The following is an 18,164-nucleotide window of genomic DNA, read 5'->3' as shown; positions in this document are numbered from 1 at the left end:
AGTCAGGACTGACGGTATGGGCGACCGGCGGCGGTCACTGCTCCTCCTCCCCCTCCTTTCCGACGCGCAGGATCCCCCACATGCCCTGTGTCACGGCCCATCGGAAGGCGCCGCTGCGGTAGGCGTGATCGCCGGCATGCCGTGCCTTCATCGCGATGTCGTGGACGACGTCCGCGGTGAGCCCTGAAAGGCCGCCGACCTGGGGCGACGTCCTCCCGAGCCACGGTGCCATCGGCCACTGCTGGCCGTGGACCGTGAAGGTGTGGTTGCGCGGCTTGTCGCACGCGCCTACCAGGCGCAGCCACAACGTGTCGCCCTGCTCGGCCTCCCACGTCGGCGTCGGAGGGGTCTCGTGCAGCTGCGTGCGCGGGTGCACCGGTCGGCATCGGTAGTTGATGCCCTTCTGGCCCGCGTCCTCGGGGTCGTCGCCCGGCACGACGTCCGCCACCGGCGAGGTCAGATCGCCGAACGCGTAGTGCCGCAGACCGTCGTGCCAGAACAGGACCTGCTCGTTCGCGGTCTCGCCGCCGGGTCCCCGCACGGTCGTGCGGGGACCCGTCCAGTCGTCGGGCTCCCAGCCCTCCGGCTCCACGATGATGGCGCCGACGAGACCGTGGTGGCGGTGGTTCCGGATGTCGGCCATGTCGTGCAGGTAGCAGACCTGACCGATGTCCTTGCCCAGCTCGGGGTCGGCGTACCACCAGTAGCAGCGCCAGTTCTGGCGGTCGTGTCCGTGACCGTCGTGCTCGGCGACCGCCCCGTCGTCGGGCCCGTGCCCGTGTTCGTCCTCGAGCGGCAACGGACGGACCGTCGAGTCGCGGTTCGTGCCGACGTAGGCGCCGTCGTCGGTGATGACGTCGTACTGCAACAGGGCGGGGTGGAGCGAGACGCGGGGGCTGACGGTGCGCCGGTCCTCGTCGAGCGGCAACGCGGGTGGGTGCGGTTCCGGGCCGAAGCGGGGGAGGAGCGGGTCCTCGTGGCGCCCCGTCCAGCCGTCGCGCGCCTCGAGACCGTCGCGCGGCAGGCTGACCTCGTTCACGAGGCACACCCGCACCCACTGCCCGGGGCGGCAGCGGAGGACCAGGGGCTCGGGTCCGGGAGCGGCGCCGGGCTCGGGCCCGACCCGCCACACCCCGTCCACCCACGGCTCCATCATGAGCTTCCCCGGCCTCGACTCCTTCGTCCGGAGCTCCGACTCGGCGAACGGCGAGACAGTGGCGGTGGCTTCGTCGCGCTCGGTACCTCGGGCGATCTCGCCGTCGGCGAGCGCCTCGTACACGAGCCCGTAGGGGTCCGTGAGGCGTCGGCCGTCGTACTCGTGCTCGATGCGGCGGGCCCGGACCGTGTACCAGCGGTAGCGCTCGCCGCACTCCGGTCGCCACGCCGACGGCGAGGGCACCTCGGTGCCCGGGAGCTGCGGGGTCTCGGAGCCGGGCACGAGGACGCGGACGAGTCCCCAGCAGCCGAGCCAGAGGTCGTCCATCGCGCTGAACCGCCACAGGTGGTCGCCGATGTCGTACGGAGAGGTGCCGTCGCCGTTGATGTCGAGGGTGAACGCCTCCGAGATGCCCAGCGTCTGCTGGTTGACCAGCGTCGACGCCGTGCCGTCGGGATGGTGCGCGTCCCTCTGCCACTCCCGCCGCCATCGCAGGCCGTGGGCGACGAAGCTGTGCTGTTCCTCGTGGGACCCCTGGATGAGCCGGATCCGCAGTCGCTCCCCCGGGTAGGTGGGCACGATCGGCGTCTCGGGGTCGCGGAGCCACGACGTCTGCCCCAGTTCCTCTTCGTCGCCGGGCTCGGGTTCCTCCTTCCGCTCACGCCGGCGCTCGTCGGTGGCGAACCACTGCGCCGGGTCGGGGCCGCGGGCAGTCAGCGGGGCGCTGCGGTAGTTGACGGCCATCGTCCCCGGGTCGTCGTCGCCGCTGAGCTCGCCGGGTGGGTTCAGGGGACGCTCCGCGCGGTCGTACAGGGGCACGAAGTCGCCGACCCCGAGGCAGGCCTCGCGGAACGGACCGATGTCGCTGTCGTCGAGGGGCTCGACGATCGCGCTCGCTCCGATCCAGGCGGTGACGGGAGCGGTGTCCTCCTCCGTCGACGGTGCGGGGACCTCGTCCGCGTCCTCCTCGGCGGCTCCCCGTAACCCAGGGCGCAGCGGACCCTCGGCCCTGCGCTCGTCGTCCTCCTGCGCGTCCTGCTCCGCGTGCGCGCCCTGCACGGGCGGCAGCTCCTCGACCAGGGCCGGACCGAGGGTCCACTCGGCACCCGGCGGCTCGGCGATGAGCGCGGCGAACAGGCCGCGCTTCTGGCGGTAGTTCGCGAGGAGGTGGTCGTGGAAGAAGCACGGGCCGAACTCCTCGTCGACCACCCACCGGTGGAGGCTCACGTTGGCCGGGAGCGGGACGTCGCCCACCCCCGGCACCGCCTCCCTGCAGCTCGCCCCGGACAGGTAGTTCCAGCCGGTGGAGGAGCCGTCCGCAGCCAGGACGTCGAACTTGACGAGGTGGACGTGCAGGCCGCACTCGACGGGGAGCTGCGTCACGTCGAAGTGGTCGGCGCCGATGGTCCCGAGCTCGTTGTGCAGGCGGAGCTCGACGACGTCGCCGTGGTTCGCGCGGACGAAGAACGGTTCCCGAGGACCGCTCCGCGTCGGCAGGGGGTGCGACGTCCGCACGCCGCCGACGACGGTGCTGACGCCGCCCAGCTCGTAGAAGTGGCCGTGGTGGTCGTGCCAGCCGATGCGGTTGTAGTCCAGCCGCTCCTCGCGGACGGCCACGTCGTACGAGATCACGCGGCCCGCCGCCGGCACACCAGCGGCATGGGCCCAGTCGTGGGCCTTCGCGTCGAGGGCGACGAAGGGCGCGCCCGGTCGCTGGTCGGCCCCCGGCGCGAACGCGGCCTCCTCCTCCGGGGAGGCGTCCCGCAGCGCGAGGAGGCGGCGTCGACCGCCGACCTGGTCCGGAGCCGCGGCCGGCGGCGGCGGCGCCTTCTGGGGCACGCCGGCGTCGACGAACCACGGGAAGCCGACGCGGTCGCCCTGCTCGGGCTCGTTGCCCTCGAGGGCCACGAGCCGGGGGCACGGGCTCCCGTCGGGCAGGTTGCGCTCACCGTCAACGAAGCGGTCGAAGCTGCGCCACAGGCCCCACATGCCGTGGTGGAAGTGGGGATACAGGTGGCAGTGCCAGATGATGTCGCCGACGGCGCGCTGGCGGCTTCCCGAGCCGTAGAGCGGATCGATCGTGAAGCCGGTCTGTGGGCCGATGGTGATCGAGTCGAGGAGCTGGGAGCCGCGCGGCTCGCCCGGTCGCCACGTACTCGGGACGGCCGTGTCGGTCGGCACCGCGTGCCACTGGTGGACGTGCAGGTGGAAGACGTGCGTCTCCTTGATCCCCGCGTGCACGAGCCGCACCCGACAGGGATCGCCCTGATAGGCGCGGAGGATCGATGTCACGGGGTCGCCGAACAGCCAGGAGCTGTGGTGCTGTTCCTCGCCCGCCACCCGTTCGATCCACGAGCCGTCCGCGCGTCGCCCGACCCAGAATTCCTCGGCGAGGGTGTGCGTGTTGATCTCACGCTTGACGGCCCGCAGCTCGTGCGGGCTGGTGTCGGGCCGCCGGTGCCAGCCGGGTCCGGTGCCGTTCTCCTCCTCGCGGTCACGCCGCCGGGTGTCGGCGGCATACTGCCGCATCCGGTGGGGGAGGCGGTTGGGCATCGGCTCGGCGCGGTACGACAGCGGCATCACCGTGTGCTCGCCGCCTCCGACGTGCAGGGCGCTGTGCACCTCGGGCTCGTCGTGGATGAAGATCGTGAACTCACGGTGCGGACGCCAGTGGTCCCCGTCCGTCGCGAGGTCGACGTACTGCTCGGAGGCGGCCTCGGCGGCGGTCGGGTAGACGTCGACGTCGAGCATGCACCCGAGGTCGGAGCCGGTGACGTCCTCGCCCGTCTCCGGGTCACGCCACGTGGCTCCCGGCGGTTCGACCAGTAGCACCCCGAAGAGGCCGTGCACGTTGGTGCCGTCCTCGGTGCCGCGGACGTCGGCGAGATCGTTGAGCGGCCAGACTCCTTCGGTGTCCGCGGTCCACCGGTAGGTGATCCGCCCCCGCGGCGCCGCCGTCGTCGACGGGTTCAGCCCGACCGCGGCGCCGTCGGCCTCCCGGACGCCGCCGACGAGACCGGAGCCCTGGCGGTGCAGACCGACGTGACGGCTTCGGACCTCGTTCCGGAGCGTCACCTCGACCGTCTCGCCCTCACGCGCGCGCAGGACGAGGGGGCGTGCCGCAGGCAGGGGCCGAAGCGGATTGACCCGGTCGTACGACCCCCGCGCCGCGACCTGAGCGGGAGCGACGGCGGCGACGTCGAGGTCGGCGATGAAGTCGTTGAGCACCAAGCGGTCGACGTCGGTCGCGGCGAGTCCGGTCTGCTGGGCGAGCAGGGCCCGGCCGGTGGTGGCGTAGAGCTTGTCGATCTGGACCAGGCGGTCGGCGATCGCGCCACGGAGGACGGTGTCGGCGTCGATCCACCGTGCCCGCCACCGGGCGCGCTCGGTCGGATCGCGGTGGACCTCGCGGACCTCTCCGTCGGTGAGCTCGTCGAGGATGGTCGCCAGTTCGTTCACCGTGGTGCGGTAGTGCTGTTCGATCTCCCGGCGCACCGGGGGGATCGCCGGGTCCTGGGCGTCCTCCTCGACCGCGTCGGCGACGATCACCTCGCCGCGGTGGGCGAGGAGGTCACCGTGGGCGGCCAACGTGGTGCGCAGGAGACGTTCCATCTCCTCGTAGCGGCGGAGGCCGTCGACGAGCATCGTGATCAACTGCTGTCGCCGGTGCGCCTCGGGGAGCCACTCGTCGTCGCGCCGCCACTCGTCGCGGACCCACTGGAGGATCGGGACGAGGGTCGTGGGGGCGTAGAGCAGGCCGTTGCGGTCGTGGTCGCCGTCGAGCGTGTAGACGATCGGGAACTCGAGCGCGGTGACGTCGTAGGAGCGGTCGGGCATGAGGGCCTCCGACGGATGCGGCGTCAGGCGCCGAGGAGTGGGTGGACCAGGCCGAGCGGGAGGAGATCGGCGAGCAGCACGGTGCCGAGGAGGACGAGCACCAGACCGGTCGCACGTGCCACCGCGCGGGCCGCAGGAACGAGGCGCTCGGCGGCCATGACGATCGTGAGCACCACCATCACCGGGAGCGCGAGCGCACCGGTGCCGAGACAGAGCAGCATGAGGGCCCAGCAGCAGCCGACGCAGGAGACGCCGTAGGCGCCCGAGATCGCCGCCGCGTCGCGGGTCGGGCCATGCCGGCCCCACAGACGCAGGGCGAACCACCGCGGCGTGCGGCAGGCCGTCAGGCACGCGTTCTTGATCGGGGTGAACTGGTAGAGCCCTGCGAGCAGGACGACGCCGCCGGCGATCCTGACCCGCGTCTCCGTGGAGGTCGCCGCGCCGAGCGCGAGATCGAGTGCCGCAGCACCCGTGATCAGGACGACCCCCGTGGCGGTCCAGACGCCGACGAACGCGGCGACGGCGGTGAACAGGCGCGACACCCTCCGGCCGCGCCCGCTCAGGAGTCGGCCGAGCAGGCCGACGAGGGGTAGGGCCGGCGGCAGCATCATCGCCAGGACCATGAGGGTCCAGCCGGCGAGCGAGATCGCGACGGTCGTCGTGCTCGTCGTCACGACGCCGTGGTGGCCGTGGCGGGCCTCTCCGGGAGAGTGGACGGCGACGGTCCCGATCCAGGCCGCCGCTGCGACGGCGAGCACGACGGTCGCGGCGAGGGTCGGACGAGGAAGGCGATCGGGGCGGGGCGGTGTACGGACAGCCATGACGTGTCCTCCGTCGACCGTCGATCAGTACCGGTACTCGAATCCACCGCGCATTCCGGACCGCGCAGCGGCCTCGATGTAGCCACCGCCACGGAGCGCGGGAACGGCAATGCGCAATTCCTCTCCGCGTTGGGCGGTCGAGGAGCCGACGATCCGGAGTTCACGATGGAGCGCCGTGTGGTTCATCTCCAACGGCTCCGTCTCCCCCTCGAACGAGAGCGCGACACCGTGCGCCGAGACGAGTGGACAATCCACGTCGCCGATGCGGATCGACCACCCGCCGGAGGTGGTCCTGACGGCGATCGGCGCGGTCACGGTCTCGAGCACCGTGCCGGTGACCGACATCAGGACCCCCAACGGGTCCTGACGATCAGGGACGAGGTCGCCCCGGAACGCCTTGTCGATGGCCGTGTACTGGGTATTCTCGGCGCCGTCGTCGATGAACAGCACCGTGGTCGCGCGGCTGTCCCGACGAGCCGGGCCGTGGCTCGTGACCGCGGCGACCGCGCGCCCGTCGACGGGTTCGCCGTCGATCGTGCCCTCCTCGATCTCCCAGACGACGAGGCCGGTGCAATGGCCCTCATCGGGGCTGTCGTCCACCCAGCACGGGCACAATTCGAAGCAGTCGCAGGCCTCGATGAAATGGCCGCGAAAATGATAGGTCACGCCGTCCCCCCGATGACTCGACGATGTGCGGATCGTCGTCGACGTGACGAGTGTGGTCTGGGTGAAGTCTGAGGCGTAGGCGCCGATCGGGGGAAGAATCCGGTAATGATCGAAATTTGTCGCTTCGTGCACCTGATCCCATTCCGCGAGTAACCGGACCTCACGGAGAATGCTCATTCGGGCACGGAGTGAGGCGCCCGGGAAACACGAAACGGCGCCCCCGCTGCTCAGGAGCAGCGAGGGCGCCGTTCGGTTCAGGACACCTCAGGACGACCGGGTCACTCCCCGCGCAGGGACTGGCCCTTCTCCGCCTTCTCGACCAGCGAGGCCGGGGGCGCGAAGCGGTCCCCGTAGGCCTTGGCCAGGATGCGGGCACGCTCGACGAAGCCGGGCAGGCCGCCCGGGTAGCCGTCGATGTACTGCGCCACGCCGCCGGTCCAGGCCGGGAAGCCGATACCCATGATCGAACCGATGTTGGCGTCGGCGATGGTGTGCAGGACACCTTCGTCGAAGCACTTCACGGTCTCGAGGGCCTCGGCGAAGAGCATGCGCTCCTGCATGTCCTCGAACGGCAGGTCGCCCGTGGCCGCGCCGAACTCGTCGGACAGGCCCGGCCAGAGGCGCGTGCGCTTACCGGACTCGTCGTACTCGTAGAACCCGGCACCCGAGGAGCGGCCCTTGCGGCCGAGCTCGACCATCCGGTCGATGATGGCCTCCGAGGGGTGCGCCACCCAGGTGCCGCCCGAGGCCTCGACGCCCTTGCGGGTCTCCTGGCGGATGTGCTGCGGCAGCGTGAGGGTCAGCTCGTCCATCAGCTGCAGCGGCGGGGCCGGGTAGCCGGCCTGCGAGCCGGCCTGCTCGATCGACGACGGCGCGGCGCCCTCGCCGAGCATGGCCACGGCCTCGTTGATGAACGTGCCGATGACGCGGCTGGTGAAGAACCCGCGGCTGTCGGAGACGACGATCGGCGTCTTCTTGATCTGCAGCGCGATGTCGACTGCCTTGGCCAGCGTCGCGTCGCTCGTCTTCTCGCCGCGGATGATCTCCAGGAGCGGCATCTTGTCGACCGGCGAGAAGAAGTGCAGGCCGATGAAGTCCTCGGGCCGGTCGACGCCGGTCGCGAGGTCGGTGATCGGCAGCGTCGAGGTGTTCGAGCCGAGCACCGCGTCGGGCGCCAGGTAGGGCATGAGCTCGGCGAAGACCTGCTTCTTGAGGTCGGGGCTCTCGAACACGGCCTCGATGACGAGGTCGGCGCCCGACGCGTCGGCGGCGTCCGCGGTCGGCGTGATGCGCGCGAGCACCTCGTTGGCCTTCTCCTGGGTCTGCTTGCCGCGCGAGACGGCCTTGTCCAGGATCTTCTGCGAGTACGCTTTGCCCTTGTCCGCGTTCTCCTGCGAGACGTCCTTGAGCACGACCTCGAGGCCCGACATCGCGCACGAGTACGCGATGCCCGCCCCCATCATCCCGGCGCCGAGCACGACGACCTTGCGGGCGCTGTGCTTCTCGTAGCCCTCGGGGCGCGAGGCGCCCTTGTTGATGGCCTGCAGGTCGAAGAAGAACGCGCGCGTCATGTTCGTCGACACCTGGCCGCAGGCGAGGTCGGCGAAGTAGCGCGACTCGATCTGACCGGCGTTGTCGATGTCGACCTGCGAGCCCTCGACCGCGGCGCACATGATGCTGTACGGCGCCGGCATCGGAGCGTTCTTGAGCTGCTTGCGCAGGTTCGACGGGAACGCGGGCAGGTTCGCCGCGAACGACGGCGTCGACGGCGTGCCGCCGGGGATCTTGTACTTCTTCTGGTCCCAGGGCTGGACGGCCTCGGGGTTGTCCTTCACCCACTGCTTCGCCCGGGAGATCATCTCCTCGGGGGTGTCGACGACCTCGTGCACCAGCCCGGCCTCGAGCGCGGCCTTCGGGTTGCGCTGCTGACCCTGCAGCAGCACGTTCATGAGGCCGTCGGCCAGGCCGAGCAGGCGCACGACGCGCACGACGCCGCCACCGCCGGGCAGCAGGCCCAGCGTGACCTCGGGGAGCCCGATCTTCGAGCCCTTCGCGTCGAGGGCGATGCGGTGGTGCGTCGCCAGGGCGATCTCGAGACCGCCGCCCAGCGCCGCGCCGTTGATCGCGGAGACGACGGGCCTGCCCAGCGTCTCCAGGCGCCGCAGCAGACCCTTGATCGCCTGCGACTGGTCGAAGACCTTCTGCGCGTCGGCCTTCGTGTACTTCACGAGGTCGTCGAGGTTGCCGCCGGCGAAGAAGGTCTTCTTCGCGGAGGTCAGGACGACGCCCGTGATCGAGTCCTTCTCGGCCTCGAGACGGTCGAGCGTGGCGGCGAAGTCCTCGCCCCACTTGGCGCTCATCGTGTTGGCCGAGGCGGTCGGGTCGTCCATCGTCAGCGTGACGATGCCGTCCCCGTCGGCCTCCCACCGGAACATGTTCTCGGACACTGCGCTACTGACTCCTCGTTCGCTGGTCGGTGACGTTCCGGGGTGGCTCAGACGCGTTCGATGATCGTCGCGACGCCCATGCCGCCGCCGATGCACAGCGTCACCAGGGCGCGGCGCAGGTCGCGGCGCTCGAGCTCGTCGACCATCGTGCCGACGAGCATGGCGCCGGTGGCGCCCAGCGGGTGGCCCAGCGCGATGGCGCCGCCGGCCACGTTGGTGCGCTCGTGCGGGAAGCCCAGGTCCTTCATGAGCTTCATCGGCACGGCGGCGAAGGCCTCGTTGATCTCGAGGAGGTCGATGTCGTCGACCGTCATGCCGGCCTTGGCCAGCACCTTCTCGCACGCGGGCGTCGGGCCGGTGAGCATGATCGTCGGGTCGGCGCCGGAGACGGCCGTGCCGACGATGCGGGCGCGCGGCGTGAGGCCGTTCTGCTTGCCGGCCTCCTCGGAGCCGAGCAGCACCAGCGCGGCGCCGTCGACGATCCCGGAGCTGTTGCCGCCGTGGTGCACGTGGTTGATGGCCTCGACCCAGTGGTACTTCTGCAGCGCCACGGCGTCGAAGCCGCCCATGTCGCCGATGCCGGCGAACGAGGGCTTGAGGCCGGCCAGGCCCTCCATCGTCGTCTCGCGCATGTGCTCGTCGCGGTCGAGGACGGTCAGGCCGTTGCGGTCGACCACCGGCACGATCGAGCGGTCGAAGGCGCCGTCGGCCCACGACTTCGCCGCCCGGGTCTGCGACTCGAGCGCGTAGGCGTCGACGTCCTCGCGGCTGAAGCCCTCGAGGGTGGCGATGAGGTCCGCGCCGATGCCCTGGGGGACGAACGAGGTCTTGAGGTTCGTCTCCGGGTCCATCGCCCAGGCGCCGCCGTCGGAGGCCATGGGCACGCGGGACATCGACTCGACGCCGCCGGCGACGATCAGGTCCTCGAAGCCGGAGCGCACGCGCTGCCCGGCCTGGTTGACGGCCTCGAGCCCGGAGGCGCAGAAGCGGTTGAGCTGGACGCCGCCGACGTGGTCGGGCAGGCCCGCGGCGATGGCCGCGGTCTTGGCGATGTCGCCGCCCTGGTCGCCGATCGGCGACACGCAGCCGAGGACGACGTCCTCGAGCTTGTCGGGGTCGAGCTCCGGGTTGCGCTTGCGCAGCTCGTCGATGAGTCCGACGACCAGCGAGACGGGCTTGGTCGCGTGCAGCGAACCACTGGCCTTGCCCCGGCCGCGAGGGGTGCGGAGCGCGTCGTAGATGAATGCCTCGGTCACGGGTGGGGTGTCCCTTCGCGCGCGTGGTGAGCCGACTGCTCTCAACAGTCATGATGGACTGTTTTGCTCTCGTGTCAACGTGCTGCCGACCTCCTGTTACTGGCCGGTAGCGTTGTTCGAGTCTCGTTGACAGGTTGCCAACGGCTCGCGAGGGTGGGGCCATGGCGGGTCCGGACTACGACGTCCTGGTGGTGGGCTCGGGCTTCGGCGGCGCGGTGAGCGCCCTGCGCCTGGCCGAGAAGGGGTACCGGGTCGGGGTGCTCGAGGCGGGGCGCCGGTTCGCCGACGGCGACTTCCCCGCGACCTCCTGGCAGTTCCGCGACTACCTGTGGGCCCCGTGGGCCCGCTGCTTCGGCATCTTCCGGGTGAACCCCCTGCGCGACGTCCTCGTGCTCTCGGGGGCCGGCGTCGGCGGCGGCTCGCTGGTCTACGCCAACACGCTCTACCGGCCGGGGCGCGCGTTCTACGACGACCCGCAGTGGCGTGACATCACCGACTGGGCCGACGAGCTCGACCTGCCCTACGACCAGGCCACGCGGATGCTCGGCGCCACCACCTACCCGCGGGTCTCGCCGTCGGACGAGGTGATGCGCGACGTCGCCGAGGAGATGGGCGTCGGCCACACCTTCGGTCACGCCGACGTCGGGGTCTTCTTCGGCACCGGGCGGGCGGGAGAGAAACCGGGCGAGGAGGTCCCCGACCCGTACTTCGGCGGCGCGGGGCCCGCGCGCCACGGGTGCCTGCACTGCGGCGAGTGCATGACCGGGTGCCGGCACGACGCGAAGAACACGCTGGTCAAGAACTACCTGCACCTCGCCGAGGCGGCGGGGGTCCGGGTGCACCCGCTGACGACGGTGACACGCATCCGCCCGCGCAGCGGTGACCTGTCCGGTGCCTCCGGCTACGAGGTGGACGTGCGGCGCACCGGGCGTCCCGGCGGGCGGCGCACGCTGCGGGCCGACCAGGTTGTCGTCGCGGCGTCGGCGCTGGGCAGCCAGCGGCTGCTGCACCGGATGCGGCGCCGGGGCGACCTGCCGCGCGTCTCCCCGCGGCTCGGCGAGCTCTCCCGCACCAACTCCGAGGCCATCCTCGCCGCGCGCGCCCCGCGCGACGACGTCGACTTCACGCGCGGGGTCTCCATCACCTCCTCGATCCACCCCGACCCGCACACCCACGTCGAGCCGGTGCGCTACGGCCGCGGGTCGAACCTGCTCGCGCTGCTCTCGGCGGTGCTCGTCGACGGCACGACGGCGACGGACGACCGCACGCTCGGCGCGCGCGGCCCGTCGTGGCGCCGGATCGCGGGCGAGGTGCTGCGCTCGCGCCGGACCCTGCGCGCCCTGCACCGCCCGCGGCGCTGGGCGGAGCAGTCGATCGTGCTGCTGGTGATGCAGTCGCTGGACAACTCGCTGACGCTGCGGCCGCGGCGCCTGTTCCGGGGCCTCACCTCTCGCCCGGGCGCCGGGACGCCGAACCCCGCGTGGATCCCGTCGGGCCACGACGTCGCTCGGCGTGTCGCCCGCCGGATCGGCGGCTTCCCCGTCGGCGCGAGTTCGACGCTGGTCAACGTGCCGGTCACCGGGCACTTCCTCGGCGGCGCGGTGATCTCCGAGACGCCGGCGACGGGCGTCGTCGACCCCTATCACCGCCTGCACGGCCACCCGGGCGTCCACGTCGTCGACGGCTCGACGGTGCCGGCGAACCTCGGGGTGAACCCGTCGCTGACGATCACCGCGCTCGCCGAGCGCGCCATCTCCCTCTGGCCCAACCGCGGGGAGACCGACCCGCGACCCGCTCCCGGCGAGCCCTACCGCCGTATCACGCCCGTCGCCCCGAAACACCCCGCCGTGCCCGCCGACGCCCCGGGCGCGCTACGGATGATCACCGACCTCCCGACCCCGACCCTCGGAGTGCCGACGTGACCACCGCCTACCCCCCGGAGCCCTGGACGCTCGTCGGACGGATGGACCTGTCGACCTTCCTCGTGCCCACCGAGGACCTGCCGACCGCCACCTGGCCGGACGACTGGCGCCCGCTGGTCCTCGGCGGCCGGACGCCGGTCGGTGCGGCGTGGGTCGACTACGCCCCGGGCGGCGCCATGAGCTACCGGGAGCTCCTGGTCGCGGTGGCCGGACGCGTCGGTGCCCGCGTGCGCCCGCACATCGTCGCCATCTGGGTCGACAGCCCCGCCTCCCGCGACGGCGGGCGGGAGCTGTGGGGCATCCCGAAGGGCCTCGCGCGGTTCACCGGCGTCGCCGAGGGCACGCCGGAGATGATCCTCGAGGGTGCGGCCCGCCCGGCGGCGTCCGCGGTCCTGCGCCACGGCCGTCGCCTCCCGGGACGTCCCCGCGTCGGGTTCACGCTCGCCCAGGACCTGGACGGGCGACGCTGCGAGAGCCCGGTGGCCAGCCGCGCGGGCCTCGGGCTGCTGTCCGCGCAGTGGTCGTTCGACCCCGACGGGCCGCTGGCCTTCCTCGCCGGGCACCGTCCCGTCGTCTCGGCGACGCTGCACGACTTCGCGATGCTGTTCGGGATGACGCCGGCCGATCGCGCGCGGGTGAACCAGCGTGGGGGCCACGCTGACGTTCAACGTCAGGAAAGCCTCCACGTCGACCCTGCTCGATGAGCACACCCCTGCGCGGCCGGCGGCTCGACCCCGACGCACGACGCGAGGAGATCGTCGCCGGCGCGCTGCGGCTGTTCACCGAGCACCCGTACGCCGCGGTGTCGACCACCGACCTCGCCGGTGAGGCCGGGGTCGCGCGGGGCCTGATCAACCACTACTTCGGCACGAAGCGCGCGCTCTACCTCGAGGTCGTGCGCCGGCTGACGACGATCCCGGAGGTCGCGGTCTCCGAGCTGCCGCCGGGCACCGTCGACGTCCGGGCCGGTGCCGCCGTCGACTGGTTCCTCGACGCCGTCGAGCGTCACCGCGGCCTTTGGCTCTCGGTCGGCACCGGGGCGGCCGGGGACATCGACGTCGACGCGATCCTCGCCGAGGCCGACGAGATCGCCGCCGACCGCGTCCTCGCGGCGCTGGCCCCCGACGCGCCCGACGACCCGTACCGGGCCCGCCTGCGGTCGTTCTTCGGCCTGGTGCGCTCGGCCTCGCGGGAGTGGCTGGTGCGCGGCACGCTCGACCGCGCCGGCACCCGCACGCTGCTCGTCGACGGCCTGCTCGCGGTCCTGCGGCCCGGCGTGCCCCCTGGCCGCTCGGACAGTCAGGTTTGACCGTTCCCGTCGGCGGGATGCACGATCGTCCTCCACCGACGGCACCAGGGACGGGGAGGGGCGAGAGGATGAGCAGCCGATCGACCGCCGAGCCGGAGCGGCGCTCCCGCGAGCAGCGGACCTCCGACAGCCGCACGCGCATCCTCGACGCGGCCGTGTCCTGTCTCGTCGAGTCGGGCTACGCGGGCACCACGACGCTCACCATCCAGAACCGGGCCGGGGTCTCCCGGGGGCGGCTGCTGCACCACTTCCCGTCCAAGGAGAACCTGCTCGTCGCCGCGGCACAGCACCTCGCGACCAGCCGGTTCGCCGCCGACGGCCTGGCCCGCGCGGACCTGCCGGACGCCGACGTCGACCCGGGGCCCCGTCTCGACCGGGCCGTCGAGGTCATGTGGTGGACCTACCAGCAGGCCTACTTCTGGGCGTCGGTCGAGCTGTGGACCGCCGCGCGCACCGATCCGGCGCTTGCCGCGGCCCTGCTCCCCGCCGAACGGCGCCTGGGCGCCGCGATCCGCCAGACCGTCGACGTGTTCTTCGAGGACTACGCCGACCCGCCGCGCGCGGCGCTCGTGCGCGAGACGCTGCTGACCGCCATGCGGGGCGTCGCCCTGACCTACGGGTTCGACCCGCGCGACCCGCAGACCGACCCGCACCTCGAGCAGTGGAAGCAGCTCGCGCGCATGCTCCTGCTGCCCGAGGGCGGGCCCGGCGACTGAGAGCTCCTACAGCAGGGACTTCAGGGTCTCCAGCGACGACTTCACGGTCTCGTGGTCCGGGTCGAGCGGCTGGATGTTGAGCTGGGTGACCCCGGCGGCGGCGAACTCGCGCACCTGCTCGGCCACCTCGTCCTCGCTGCCGATCAGCGAGACCGCGTGCACGAGCTCCTCGGGCACCTTCTCGGCGGCCTCGTCCTTGCGGCCGGAGAGGTAGAGGTCCTGGATCTCGGCCGCCTCGTCGGCGAAGCCGTAGCGGGCGGCGAGGTCGTTGTAGAAGTTCTTGCCCTTCGCGCCCATCCCGCCCACGTAGAGGGCGAGCTGGGGACGCACGTGCTCGCGCAGCTTCCCGGCGCCCGGCCCGACGGCGAACGGGACGTTGACCGAGGTCTGCAGCTCGCCCAGCGACGGGTCGCGCTTGGCCTTGCCGGCCTCCAACGACGGGCCCCACACCTCGTGCGCGCGGCCCGGGTGGAACCAGATGGGCTCCCAGACCTCCGCGAGCTCGGCGGCCAGCTCGACGTTCTTCGGCCCGATCGCCGCGAGCATCACCGGGATCTGCGCCCGGACCGGGTGGTTGATGAGCTTGAGCGGCTTGCCCAGCCCCGTGCCCTGCTCCGGGGGCAACGGCACCGTGTAGTGCTTGCCCGAGTACTCCACCTTCTCGCGGCGCCACACCTGCCGGCAGATCTCGATGATCTCGCGGGTGCGTCCGACCGGCGCGTCGTAACGCACGCCGTGGAAGCCCTCGATGACCTGCGGCCCCGAAGCGCCCATGCCGAGCACGAACCGCCCGTCGGAGACGTAGTCGAGGCCGGCCGCGGTCATCGCCGTCAGCGACGGGGTCCGCGTGTAGATCTGGACGATGCCGGACTCGATGTGCACCCGCGACGTGCGCGCGGCGATGTAGCCGAGCTGGCTCACCGCGTCGAAGCTGTACAGCTCGGCCACGCTCACCGCGTCGAGCCCGACGTCCTCGAGCTCGACGAGCTTCTCGACGGTCTCGCGGAAGCCACCCCGGGCGTAGGCGATCCCCATGCCGACCTTCATCGCACTCATCCGAGCACCACCCGCCCGATGATCTCCTTCATGATCTCCGTGGTTCCGCCGTAGATCGTCTGGACGCGGGTGTCGAGGTACGCCTTCGCGACCGGGTACTCCTTCATGTAGCCGTAGCCGCCATGCAGCTGGAGACAGCTGTCGATGACCTCCTTGGCCGTCTCGCTGGCCCAGTACTTCGCCATCGACGCGTCCGCGGGGCCGAGCTTGCCCTCGTTCAGCTCGGTGATGCAGCGGTCGACGAAGGTGCGGGTGACGGCGAGCTTGGTGGCCATCTCGGCCGCCGAGAAGCGGACGGTCTGGAGCTTCGCGAGCGGCTTGCCGAACGCCGTGCGCTCCTTGACGTAGCTGATCGTCTCCTCGAGCACCTTCTCCGCGCCGGCGATGGAGCCGACGGCGATCGAGAGGCGCTCGCGGGGCAGGTTCTGCATCAGGTAGATGAAGCCCTTGCCCTCCTCGCCGAGGAGGTTCCCTGCGGGGACGCGGACGTCGGTGAACGACAGCTCCGCGGTGTCCTGGGCGGACATGCCGATCTTCTCGAGATTGCGGCCACGCTCGAATCCGGGGGTGTCGCGCTCGACGACGATCAGGCTGAAGCCGTGGGCGCCGGCGTCCGGGTCGGTCTTGCAGACGACGATCACCAGGTCGCTCATGACGCCGTTGGTGATGAACGTCTTCTGACCGTTGATGACCCATTCGTCGCCCTCGCGGACGGCGCGGGTCTGGATGCCCTGCAGGTCCGAGCCGGTGCCGGGCTCGGTCATCGCGATGGCGGTGATCATCTCGCCGGTGCAGAAGCGCGGCAGCCAGCGCTGCTTCTGCTCGTTGTTCGTCAGCTCGTTCAGGTACGGCGCGATGACGTCGTTGTGCAGCGTGAAGCCGAGCCCGCTCGTGCCCGCGCGGGCGACCTCCTCGGTGACGATCCACTGGAAGCGCAGGTCGGGCGTGCCGCCACCGCCGTAGGACTCGGGAATGTCCATGGCGAGCAGGCCGGTCTTCCCGGCGGCCAGCCAGATGTCCCGGCTGACGTGGCCCTGCTTCTCCCACTCCGGGTGGTGCGGGACGGCCTCCTTCTCCAGGAAGTCCCGGACCATCTGCCGGAAGTCGGTGTGCTCGTCGGAGAAGATCGTTCGCTCCACCGGGTGGCCCCTCCTCTAGGGACGTGCGGGCGCCCTCCTGGATCCCGGCTGTGGGTCCAGCGGGCCCGCGTCCGTGCTGGTGGACCTCAGCGTGGCTGCACCGCCCGGTAACAGTCAAGCCTGACTCTTCCGCGCTTCCGTATGACCGGTTACGGTCGCGCCTGCCCTGTGGTCGGCGTCACCGTCGTCCCCTCTGTCCCGTTCCCCCGGCCCGCCGCGTGGAGGTCCCCTGTGTCGTTTCGCCTGACCGACGTCGTGCGCCAGCACACGAGTGACGCCGACCTGGTGGCGCTGACGTTCGACGGTCAGAACACGACCTACGCCGAGCTGGACCGTCGCGCCGGTCTGGCGGCGCGGGCGATGGCGGCCGACGGGCTCGGCGCCGGGGCGCGCGTGGTGTGGCTGGGCAAGAACCGCCCCGAGTTCTTCGACCTGCTCTTCGGTGCGCCCCGCGTACGCGCGGGCACCGCGCCGCTGAACAACCGACTCACCCACGACGAGCTGATCGCGGTCATCGAGGACTCCGCGGCCCCGCTCGTGGTGCTGGGTCCCGATTTCGCCGACCTGCGCGAGCGGGTGGAGTCGGTCGACGCCGTGCGCCGCGTCCTGGTCGTCGACGACGACTACGAGGCCTGGCTCACCGCGTCCGACGAGGTGCTCGACCCGCCCGACGACGCGCAGGACGACGACTGCGTGCTGCAGCTCTACACCTCGGGCACCACCGGCCTGCCCAAGGGCGTCGTGCTGACCCACACCCAGTTCGCCGCGCTGCTCTCGGTCGGCGACCACTGGGGCTTCGACACCGAGTCGGTCGGCCTGGTCGCGATGCCGCTGTTCCACATCGGCGGCTCGGGCTTCGCGCTGGTCTGCCTGTCGTTCGGGGCGCGCGTCGTCCTCGTGGCCGACATCGTCCCCGACCAGCTGCTCGCCACCATGGCCGACGAGGGCGTCACCAACGCCTTCCTCGTGCCCGCGGTGCTGCAGTTCCTCGTCGGGGTGCCCGGCGCCGCCGACCGCGACTGGTCGAAGCTGCGCGCCATCGCCTACGGGGCCTCGCCGATCACGAGCACGGTGCTGAACCGCGTGCTGAACACCTTCAAGGCGCCGCTGTTCCAGGTCTACGGCTCGACCGAGACCACCGGCGCGATCACGCAGCTCGACCCCGAGGACCACGACCCGGACGGCCCGCGCGCCCACCTCATGCGCTCGGCGGGCAAGGCGTACCCCTGGGTGGAGCTCAAGACCGTCGATCCGGCCACCGGGGAGGACCTGCCCACCGGTGAGGTCGGCGAGGTCTGGATCCGCTCCTCGCAGGTGACTCCGGGCTACTGGGCGCGTCCGGAGGAGACCGCGAAGGCGCTGTCGGACGGCTGGTTCCACACCGGCGACGCCGGCTACCTCGACGACGAGGGCTTCCTGTTCCTCACCGACCGGATCAAGGACATGATCGTCACCGGTGCGGAGAACGTGTACCCCATCGAGGTCGAGAACGTCCTCTCCGGCCACCCCGACATCGCCGACGTCGCCGTCATCGGCGTCCCGGACGAGCGGTGGGGCGAGACGGTCAAGGCCGTCGTCGTCCCCCAGGAGGGCTCGACGATCGACAGCGAGGCACTGCTGGAGTGGTGCAAGGAGCGCATGGCCGGCTTCAAGCGGCCGCGCTCGGTCGACGTCATCGACGCGCTGCCGCGCAACGCGTCGGGGAAGATCCTCAAGAAGGACCTCCGCAAGCCCTACTGGGAGAACGCCGAGGGGCGGCAGATCGGCTAGAACAGCCTCTGAGCTGCGAAAACGCCGGGTGTCCGATGTGAATCCGTTGTGAGGCGCTGTGGCCCGAAC

Annotated in this window: 12 protein-coding genes; 5 read left to right on the top strand and 7 right to left on the bottom strand. The window is 71.5% G+C overall.

Annotated features, from left to right (window positions below; genetic code table 11):
* Positions 1–34: 34 nt before the first annotated feature.
* The 5 genes from PH189_RS21360 to PH189_RS21340 form a co-directional block, all read right to left on the bottom strand.
* Positions 35–4,993: a multicopper oxidase domain-containing protein gene (locus PH189_RS21360; RefSeq protein WP_274190840.1), complete on the bottom strand. Its 4,959-nt coding sequence runs from the start codon at positions 4,991–4,993 to the stop codon at positions 35–37.
* A gap of 23 nt (positions 4,994–5,016) precedes the next feature.
* The gene (locus tag PH189_RS21355) at positions 5,017–5,814 is read right to left on the bottom strand and encodes a DUF2182 domain-containing protein (protein ID WP_274190839.1); all 798 of its coding nucleotides are present in this window, start codon (positions 5,812–5,814) and stop codon (positions 5,017–5,019) included.
* Between the two features lie 24 nt (positions 5,815–5,838).
* Positions 5,839–6,657: a DUF1326 domain-containing protein gene (locus PH189_RS21350; RefSeq protein ID WP_274190838.1), complete on the bottom strand. Its 819-nt coding sequence runs from the start codon at positions 6,655–6,657 to the stop codon at positions 5,839–5,841.
* Positions 6,658–6,758: 101 nt separating this feature from the next.
* Entirely contained in the window at positions 6,759–8,915 is a 2,157-nt protein-coding gene (locus PH189_RS21345; protein ID WP_274190956.1) for a 3-hydroxyacyl-CoA dehydrogenase NAD-binding domain-containing protein, read from the bottom strand.
* A 59-nt stretch (positions 8,916–8,974) separates the two neighbouring features.
* Positions 8,975–10,183, bottom strand: a complete 1,209-nt coding sequence (locus tag PH189_RS21340; RefSeq protein WP_274190837.1) for an acetyl-CoA C-acetyltransferase — start codon at positions 10,181–10,183, stop codon at positions 8,975–8,977.
* A gap of 161 nt (positions 10,184–10,344) precedes the next feature.
* Between PH189_RS21340 and PH189_RS21335 the strand changes: the two genes are divergently transcribed.
* From PH189_RS21335 to PH189_RS21320, 4 genes are all read left to right on the top strand, one after another.
* Entirely contained in the window at positions 10,345–12,105 is a 1,761-nt protein-coding gene (locus PH189_RS21335) for an FAD-dependent oxidoreductase (RefSeq protein WP_274190836.1), read from the top strand.
* Positions 12,102–12,809 carry an acetoacetate decarboxylase family protein gene (locus PH189_RS21330; RefSeq protein ID WP_274190835.1) on the top strand — a complete coding sequence of 236 codons (708 nt, stop codon included), beginning with the start codon at positions 12,102–12,104 and terminating at the stop codon, positions 12,807–12,809. Before PH189_RS21335 ends, PH189_RS21330 begins: the two co-directional genes overlap by 4 nt.
* Positions 12,806–13,414: a TetR/AcrR family transcriptional regulator gene (locus PH189_RS21325; protein ID WP_274190834.1), complete on the top strand. Its 609-nt coding sequence runs from the start codon at positions 12,806–12,808 to the stop codon at positions 13,412–13,414. Before PH189_RS21330 ends, PH189_RS21325 begins: the two co-directional genes overlap by 4 nt.
* Before the next feature lie 68 nt (positions 13,415–13,482).
* Positions 13,483–14,130 (top strand): TetR/AcrR family transcriptional regulator, encoded by a 648-nt coding sequence (locus tag PH189_RS21320; protein ID WP_274190833.1) that lies wholly within the window; start codon positions 13,483–13,485, stop codon positions 14,128–14,130.
* Between the two features lie 6 nt (positions 14,131–14,136).
* On the opposite strand, the gene PH189_RS21315 is transcribed toward PH189_RS21320, so the two are convergent.
* On the bottom strand, positions 14,137–15,177 hold the full coding sequence (locus PH189_RS21315) for an LLM class F420-dependent oxidoreductase (protein ID WP_274190955.1): 1,041 nt from the start codon (positions 15,175–15,177) through the stop codon (positions 14,137–14,139).
* Between the two features lie 5 nt (positions 15,178–15,182).
* Positions 15,183–16,325, bottom strand: coding sequence for an acyl-CoA dehydrogenase family protein (locus PH189_RS21310; RefSeq protein ID WP_274190832.1), 1,143 nt, complete (start codon positions 16,323–16,325; stop codon positions 15,183–15,185).
* Between the two features lie 231 nt (positions 16,326–16,556).
* Between PH189_RS21310 and PH189_RS21305 the strand changes: the two genes are divergently transcribed.
* Positions 16,557–18,095, top strand: coding sequence for a long-chain-fatty-acid--CoA ligase (locus PH189_RS21305; RefSeq protein WP_274190831.1), 1,539 nt, complete (start codon positions 16,557–16,559; stop codon positions 18,093–18,095).
* Positions 18,096–18,164 lie beyond the last annotated feature (69 nt).

The sequence above is a fragment of the Actinomycetospora chibensis genome, assembly GCF_028737215.1.
GTDB classification, from domain to species: domain Bacteria; phylum Actinomycetota; class Actinomycetes; order Mycobacteriales; family Pseudonocardiaceae; genus Actinomycetospora; species Actinomycetospora chibensis.
The sequence above is the reverse complement of the archived record's forward strand: the minus strand, read 5'-3'. Positions and strand labels throughout refer to the sequence as shown.